The sequence below is a fragment of the Actinomadura darangshiensis genome (genome assembly GCF_004349235.1).
Classification (GTDB): Bacteria; Actinomycetota; Actinomycetes; order Streptosporangiales; family Streptosporangiaceae; genus Spirillospora; species Spirillospora darangshiensis.
Genome location: NZ_SMKY01000367.1, coordinates 1 through 7,763 on the forward strand (window position 1 = coordinate 1; position 7,763 = coordinate 7,763).

The window sequence follows — 7,763 nt, forward strand, 5'->3', positions numbered from 1 at the left end:
CCCTGCTGACCATGCGGGACGTGTCCCGCGACCACGGCGAGGGGCCGTCCCTCGTCCACGCGCTGCGCGAGGTCGACCTGGACGTCGCGGCGGGCGAGTTCGTCGCCGTCATGGGCCCGTCCGGCTCCGGGAAGTCGACGCTGCTCACGCTCGCCGGCGGCCTCGACCGTCCCACGTCCGGGCGGATCGTCGTGGACGGCACCGACCTCGGCGCGCTGAGCCGGGCCGCCCGGTCGGCGCTGCGCCGCCGCAGCGTCGGGTACGTCTTCCAGGACCTCAACCTCATCCCGAGCCTGACCGCGGCCGAGAACGTCATGCTGCCGCGCGAGCTGGACGGCGTCCGCGCCCGGCAGGCCCGCGGGGAGGCGCGGGACGCGCTCACGGAGGTCGGCGTCGGCGACCTGGCCGGCCGCTTCCCCGACGAGATGTCCGGCGGCCAGCAGCAGCGCGTCGCGATCGCCCGCGCGCTCGTCGGCGACCGGCGGCTCGTCCTCGCCGACGAGCCGACCGGCGCGCTCGACAGCCACACCGGCGAGGACGTCATGCGCATCCTGCGGGCCCGCTGCGACGCGGGCGCGTCCTGCCTGCTGGTCACGCACGAGTCCCGGCACGCCGGCTGGGCCGACCGGATCGTGTTCCTGCGCGACGGCCGGGTCGTCGACGCGACGCCCCGCACGTCCGGCCCCGAGAGCCTTCTCCAGGAGACCCCGTGAACCGCTACGCCTTCGCGCTGCGCATGGCCCGGCAGGACGCGCGGCGCGCCAAGGGCCGCACCGCGCTGGTGCTGTGCATGATCGGACTGCCGATCGGCGTCGTCGTCGCCCTGGCCGTGCTGAGGGCGACCGAGCGGGCGCGGGACGCGCGGGACGCCGCGGCGGCCGCCCCGAGCGCCGCCGAGACCGCCGTCCTCGCCATGATCTTCACGATGGTCGTGCTGGAGGTCGTGCTGCTGGCCGGCCCCGCGTTCGTGGTGGACGTCCGGCGGCGGCGCCGCGAGCTCGCGCTGGTCGAGGCCGCGGGCGGCGCCGGCCGGCATCTGCGCGCCGTCGTCCTGGCGAACGGCCTGCTCCTCGGCGCGGTCGCCGCGGTGGGCGGCGCCGTGCTCGGGATCGCCGCGGCGGCCGTCACCAAGCAGGTCGCCGAGGCCAACGGCGCGGAGCCGCTCGGGCCGTTCACGGTGCCGTGGCTCACCGTCGCCGTGACGATGCTGCTCGGCGCGGGCAGCGGGCTGCTCGCCGCGCTGGCGCCCGCCCGGCAGGCCGGCCGGATGGACGTGGTCGCCGCCCTGGCCGGACGCCGCGAACCCCCTGGCCGCGCCCGCCGCGGCTGGCCGATCGCCGGCGGCGTGCTCGTCGTCGCGGGGATCGCGACGTCCCTGGAGGGCGTCCGCGTGCTCGCCGAGTTCGGCGCCGCGCTCGGCGCCGCCGCGATCATCATCGGGCTCGTGCTGGCCTGCCCGTGGATCGTCGGGACGGCCGGGCGGCTCGCGCACCGCCTGCCGCTCCCGCTGCGCCTCGCCGTCCGGGACGGCGCCCGCAACCGGTCCCGCACCGCGCCCGCGATCGCCGCGATCATGGCGGCCGTCGCCGGGATCACCGCGCTGGCCATCGGGAGCGCCAGCGACTTCCGGCAGGACCGCGTCGAGTACCGGGCCGAGCTGCCCATGGGGTCGGCGCTGGTCAGGCCGCCACTGGAGCAGGCGGACGCGGCCGGTCCGGCGCTCCGGCGCGACCTGCCCGGCGTGCCCCTCGTCCCGCTGCGCGGTCTGCCCGGGGAGGGGTCGGCCTGCCCGAACGGCGACTCGTCCGACTGCCTCTCCGTGTCCTTCGCCGTCGACGACAAGGGGATGGTCGGCTTCAACCACGTCGACCACGTGGTCGGCGGTGCGCGCGAGGCCCGGATGCTGCTCGGACGCGACGATCCCGCCGTGACGTCCGCGCTGGCCGCGGGGAAGATCGTCCTCTTCGACGCGCGTCCGCCCGCCGGCGGGACGGTCACCGCCACCGTCTCCTACTGGGCCGACGACCGGCAGCACACCGCGGGCACGGTGCAGGACCTGCCGGCCTTCGCCGCCCAGGAGGATCCGCACGTGGCGGCCATCGTCCCGCCGAAGGTCGCGGAGCGGATCGCCGAGAAGACCGGCATCGCCGTCCGGACGGAGGCGTACGGCGTCGACCGCGCCGACCACCGCGTCACCAAAGCGGAGCAGGAGCGGCTCGACAGGACCCTGGCGGGCTTCGGCCGGGGCGACGGCCAGGTCTACGTCGAGCGCGGCTTCACCGGCTCGCACGGCAAGACGACGCTGCTGCTCGGCGCCGCCGCGGCGATCCTCGCGCTCGGCGGCACGCTGATCGCGACGAGCCTCGCCGCCGCCGACGCCCGCCCGGACCGCGCCACCCTCGGAGCCATCGGCGCCCGGCCGGGCACCGGCCGGCTGCTGACGATGGGGCAGGCCGGATTCATCGCCGTGCTCGGCTGCTGGCTCGGCATCGCGGGCGGGCTCGTCCCGGGTCTCGCCGTGACCCGTCCCCTCACCGAGAGCGCGGGCGACGAGGGCGTCCCGGGCCATGGCGCGATCGTCGACGTCCCGTGGCTGCTCCTGCTGGCGATCGGCGCCGGCATCCCGCTGGTCGCGGCCGTCTTCGCCGGCGCGGTGACCCGCTCGCGGCTCCCGATGGCCCGCCGCCCGGCGGCCTGACCGCCACGCCGTGCGGCCGTGCCGGCCGGCACGCCGCACGGCGGCTCAGCCGCGCGCCGGTGCCGGTGGTAGCGTCCGGCGCGTGGCTGAGGCGGTGGCGGTGGAGGGGGCGGTCGGCGAGACCCCCGCGCGCCGCGGGGGAGCCGCCCGGCGGCGGCGCGCGGCGGTGGCCGCGCTGGTCGCGGCGAGCGCGCTGCTGTACGCGGCGTACTCGCTGATGCGGCTGCACGCCTTCCGGACGGGCAGCTACGACCTGGTGATCTTCGACCAGGCGATCCGCTCCTACAGCCGGTTCGACCTCCCGGTCGCCATGGTGAAGGGCGTCCACAACGACTTCGGGCCCGGCTTCTCCGTCCTCGGCGACCACTTCTCGCCCATCCTCGCCCTGCTCGCGCCGCTCTACTGGATCCACGACGGGCCCGAGACGCTGCTGCTCGCGCAGGCGGTCCTGCTCGCGCTCGCCATCCCGCCGATCTGGCGGTACACCGAGCGGAGGCTCGGCGCCGGCGCGGCCTACTGCGCGGCGGGCGCGTACGCGCTGTCGTGGCCCATCGCCGAGGCGCTCGCGTTCGACTTCCACGAGGTCGCCTTCGTCCCGCTGCTGTCGGCGCTGATGGTGGAGCGGCACGACGCGGGACGGCGCGTCCAGGCGGCGGCCGTCGCGTTCGTGCTGCTGCTGGTCAAGGAGGACATGGGGCTGCTCCTCGCCGGGTTCGGCCTCTACCTGCTCACCCGCCCCGACGAGCGCGAGCGCCGGACGCCGCGCGACCTGCTGCCCCGCGGCGACCGGCGGGCGGGCCTCGCCTACGTCGTGGTCGGGCTCGTCGCCACCTGGGTGTGCTCGCGCGTCCTCATCTCGGCGTTCGGCGGCGACAACGACTACTACTGGGCGTACGGCGCGCTCGGCCCCGACCTGCCGCATGCGGCGGTGCACGCGCTCACCCATCCGTGGGACGCCCTGGCCGTCCTCGGCACCCCGCCGCAGAAGGTCCTCACGATGGCGCTGGTCGCCCTGCCGCTGCTCCTGCTGCCGCTGGCGTCCCCGCTGACCCTGACCGCCCTCCCGCTGCTCGCCGAGCGGATGCTCAACAGCCGGTTCGGCAACTGGTGGGAGCCGCACTACCACTACAACGCGTTCATCATCGCCGTGCTCGTCCTGGCGGCGGCGGACGGCGCGGCCCGGCTGCGCGGACGGTTCCGGATCGCAGGGCGCGTGCCGCCCGTCCGGCCGATGGCCGGGGTCCTCGCCGCGATGCTCGTCTGCGTGCCGTTCTTCGCCTACCGGCACCTGGCCGACCCGGCGCTGTGGCGGCAGAACGAGCGGGCCCGGGCGGCGTCCGCGGCGGCTGCGCGGATCCCCGACGGCGCGCTCGTCGAGGCGGCCAACGGCGTCGGGCCGGCGCTGACGTCCCGCGCCCGGGTGCTGCTCTGGGACGACCGGTCGCACGGCGCGCCCTGGGTGATCGCGCAAGTCGGGCGGCTCGAATTCCCCTTCCGGTCGCCCGCCGAGCAGCGCCGCCGGGTCGAGGAGCTGAAGGCCGGCGGATACCGCGAGGTCTTCCGGCGGCACGGCTACGTCGTGCTTTTCCGGGACGCCGGCGACCCGTGGTGAGGGACATCACGATCGTTTGGACGGATTGTCCAATGACCGATCATCCTCGCACAGGTCAGAATGCCGGTGAAGACTCCTTTCGGCTAAATATCTCTACCCTTTTCGGGTACTTGGCCTGATACTTGAAGAAAGCCGTGACGGCCGCGGGCCCGGCGCGGGAGAGCCTGCCCGAAGACCGCGTGACCGCCGACGGACCGGGCCTTGGGGCGAGTGCATGAGTGGTGTGAGGCTGATCGACGACGACGGAAGGCCACCGGCGGGACACGGGCCGGAATTCATTGTCCGGGCGGCGATGAGGCAGGCGGGTAATTCTCCGATCCGAGCCGGTGGTCAGGGTGCGAATCGCGGCGGGGAGTCGTGACATGCCGGCGCGGGAGGACAGGGACGTCCGGCGCTGGGAGACGTGCGGGCAGGCCTGGATCGGCGCCCTGCGGCACGTGTGGACGGCCGGCGAGGCCGGCCTGGAGGACGGCGGGCCCATCATCGAAGGCCCGCCGCTGCTGTTCGAGGTGTCCTCGCTGAGCTGGGAGGACCCGATCCTGCACGAGCACGGCGACCATGCGCGGCTCGTCCGGCGGGCCCAGGAGCGCACCCGCCGCGTCGTCCGCGGCCGGTACTGGCCCCGGCTGCACGACCTGCAGGGCGAGGACCAGATCCGGTGGGTGGTGGACCTCCTGCGGGCCCGTCCGTGGACGACCAGCGCGTGGATCTCGCTGACGATCCCGGGCGAGCCGGCCGAGGGGCTGCCGGCCCTGACCGCGCTGTCGTTCCGCATCCGCGGCTACCGGCTGATCATGACGGCGATGTTCCGGTCGCAGAACGTCCACCGCGGCTACCTGATGTACATCCCGCTCCGCGAGGTGCAGTTGCAGGTCGCCGACGAGCTCGGGCTGCCCGCCGGGCCGCTGCGGGTCTTCGTGGACGTTCCGCACGTGCACGTGGCCGACGCCGAGCGGGTCGCGTCCGTGCTCGCCTCGGTTCCCGAACCGAACGCCGCGTAAGGAACCCGGCGGGCCGGGACGAAGCGGAGTTACCGGTGGGTCTTTCCCTGCCGCGAACCCCGCCGACCCCCGGGTTATAGACTCGACCGCCGGGGGCCGAGAGCACGACGAGGTGACTCGCGACTTCACCTGCACGGATCACACCGACATCCACTTTCGAAGGACTGTTTCCTTGAGCAAGCCCGTCGTCCTCGTCGCTGAAGAACTCTCGCCGGCCGGCATCGCCGTCCTGGAGGCCGATTTCGACGTCCGGCACGTCGACGGCAGCGACAAAGAGAAGCTGCTGCCCGCCGTCGCCGACGTCGACGCGCTGATCGTCCGCAGCGCCACCAAGGCCACCGCCGAGGTCTTCCAGCACGCCAAGAAGCTCCGCGTGGTCGCCCGCGCCGGCGTCGGCCTCGACAACGTCGACGTGGAGGCCGCCACCAAGGCCGGCGTCATGGTCGTCAACGCGCCCACCTCCAACATCGTCACCGCCGCCGAGCACGCGATCGCGCTGCTCCTCGCCACCGCGCGCAACGTGCCGCAGGGCCACGCCGCGCTCAAGCAGGGCGAGTGGAAGCGCTCCAAGTACACCGGCGTCGAGATGCAGGGCAAGACCGTCGGCGTCCTCGGCCTCGGCCGGATCGGCGTCCTGGTCGCGCAGCGCCTCGCCGCCTTCGACATGAACGTGATCGCGTTCGACCCGTACGTGCAGGCCGCCCGCGCCGCCCAGCTCGGCGTGAAGCTCGTCACGCTCGACGAGCTGCTCCGCGAGAGCGACTTCATCACCGTGCACCTGCCGAAGACGCCCGAGACCCTCGGCCTCATCGGCGACCGCGAGCTGCAGCAGGTCAAGCCGTCCGTCCGCATCGTCAACGCCGCCCGCGGCGGGATCGTCGACGAGGCGGCCCTCGACCTCGCGCTGAAGGACGGCCGGGTCGCCGGCGCCGGCATCGACGTGTTCAGCACCGAGCCGTGCACCGAGAGCCCGCTGTTCCACCACGACAGCGTCGTCGTCACCCCGCACCTCGGCGCCAGCACCCACGAGGCCCAGGAGAAGGCGGGCACCCAGGTCGCCCGCTCGGTCAAGCTGGCCCTCTCCGGCGAGTTCGTCCCGGACGCGGTCAACGTCCAGGGCGGCGCCGTCGCCGAGGACGTCAAGCCCGGCCTGCCGCTCGCCGAGAAGCTCGGCCGCATCTTCACCGCCCTCGCCGGCGGCGTCCCCGTCCGCCTCGACGTCGTCGTCCGCGGCGAGATCGCCGAGCACGACGTCAAGGTCCTCGAGCTCGCCGCCCTGAAGGGCGTCTTCGTGGACGTCATCGAGGAGGCCGTGACCTTCGTCAACGCGCCGCTGCTGGCCCGCGACCGCGGCGTCGAGGTCACCCTCACCACGTCCGAGGACAGCCCCGACTGGCGCAACGTCGTGCAGGTGCGCGGCACGATGGCCGACGGCGCCGTCGTCTCCGTCTCCGGCACGCTCACCGGCCCCAAGCACGCCGAGCGGATCATCGAGATCAACGGCTACAACATGGAGCTCGTCCCGACCGAGCACATGGCCTTCTTCTCCTACGTCGACCGCCCCGGCATCGTCGGCGCGGTCGGCAAGCTGCTCGGCGACGAGCAGGTCAACATCGCCGGCATGCAGGTCGGCCGGGACGCCAAGGGCGGCAAGGCGCTCATCGCGCTGACCGTCGACTCCGCCGTCGCCCCGCAGCTCGTCGACGCCATCACCAAGGAGGTCGGCGCCGACATGGGCCGCCGCGTGGACCTCGAAGGCTGATCGCTCCACCGCCGCGGGCGGGCGTCCGGCATGGCCGGGACGTCCGCCCGCGGTGTTTCCGCACGGTGAGCACGTCTCAGATCGTGAGATTGTCCGCCACGGGTCGGGACAACCCCGCCGAAGCGGAGGTAATCTCACAGGTAGTCATGCGGCGCTTCGTGGTAATCCTCCGCTGCCGCAGCGGGGCCTGATCATCGGCAGGCCGGCACCCGCTGCGGAGGCTCTGCCCGGCCATCAGCCCGATGCCACGCCCGGACCGTGCGAACCACGGCCTCCCGGCGGCCCCTCCGGCCACAGCCCAGCGACCTGGAGCAATCCATCATGAACGACACCTGGAACAACGAGCCCGCCGAAGACGCCCAAGAAGAAGCCGCCCGCGCCCTGCAAACCGCCCTGGACAGGCGTGCCGACTAGCTTTTTTCTCCTCCTTCGGGCCCTAGGGGCCCTCCATCGTCGAAAAAAGCGGGCGATCGCTGCATCGCTCCGGCTCGCCTAGCGGCTCGCTGCGCGATCAGGGTCTCGCTTCGCTCGCCCCTGCCTTCGGACGCGATCGCGATTCCTGAGGTTGTTGCGTGGTTGCGGTGGTGGCTGAGGTCGGCGCAGTAGTGGGTGCCGTCTGCTCGGCGAGCCGCGGCCAGCTCCGCCCCGGCGCTCGGACGCCCGGCCAGTGGGCCTGCTGAGGGGTGGGGT

General features: G+C 73.9%; 5 protein-coding genes. All 5 read left to right on the forward strand.

Features of this window, described 5'->3' with window-relative positions:
* Positions 1–2 precede the first annotated feature (2 nt).
* The 5 genes from E1293_RS41655 (at position 3) to serA (ending at position 7,073) form a co-directional block, all read left to right on the forward strand.
* Positions 3–713 (forward strand): ABC transporter ATP-binding protein, encoded by a 711-nt coding sequence (locus E1293_RS41655; RefSeq protein ID WP_132204790.1) that lies wholly within the window; start codon positions 3–5, stop codon positions 711–713.
* Complete coding sequence (locus tag E1293_RS41660; RefSeq protein WP_132204792.1) at positions 710–2,698, forward strand: FtsX-like permease family protein; 1,989 nt, start codon at positions 710–712, stop codon at positions 2,696–2,698. The genes E1293_RS41655 and E1293_RS41660 overlap by 4 nt, the downstream gene beginning before the upstream one ends.
* A gap of 82 nt (positions 2,699–2,780) precedes the next feature.
* Positions 2,781–4,310 (forward strand): DUF2079 domain-containing protein, encoded by a 1,530-nt coding sequence (locus tag E1293_RS41665; RefSeq protein ID WP_132204794.1) that lies wholly within the window; start codon positions 2,781–2,783, stop codon positions 4,308–4,310.
* Between the two features lie 362 nt (positions 4,311–4,672).
* Complete coding sequence (locus tag E1293_RS41670) at positions 4,673–5,311, forward strand: thymidylate synthase family protein (protein WP_243717359.1); 639 nt, start codon at positions 4,673–4,675, stop codon at positions 5,309–5,311.
* Between the two features lie 172 nt (positions 5,312–5,483).
* Positions 5,484–7,073, forward strand: coding sequence for a phosphoglycerate dehydrogenase (gene serA, locus E1293_RS41675; RefSeq protein ID WP_132204796.1), 1,590 nt, complete (start codon positions 5,484–5,486; stop codon positions 7,071–7,073).
* Positions 7,074–7,763 lie beyond the last annotated feature (690 nt).

Excerpts from the sequence above, each read along its gene's own strand:
- E1293_RS41670 (WP_243717359.1), top strand. The coding sequence starts at position 4,673 with ATGCCGGCGCGGGAGGACAGGGACGTCCGGCGCTGGGAGACGTGCGGG.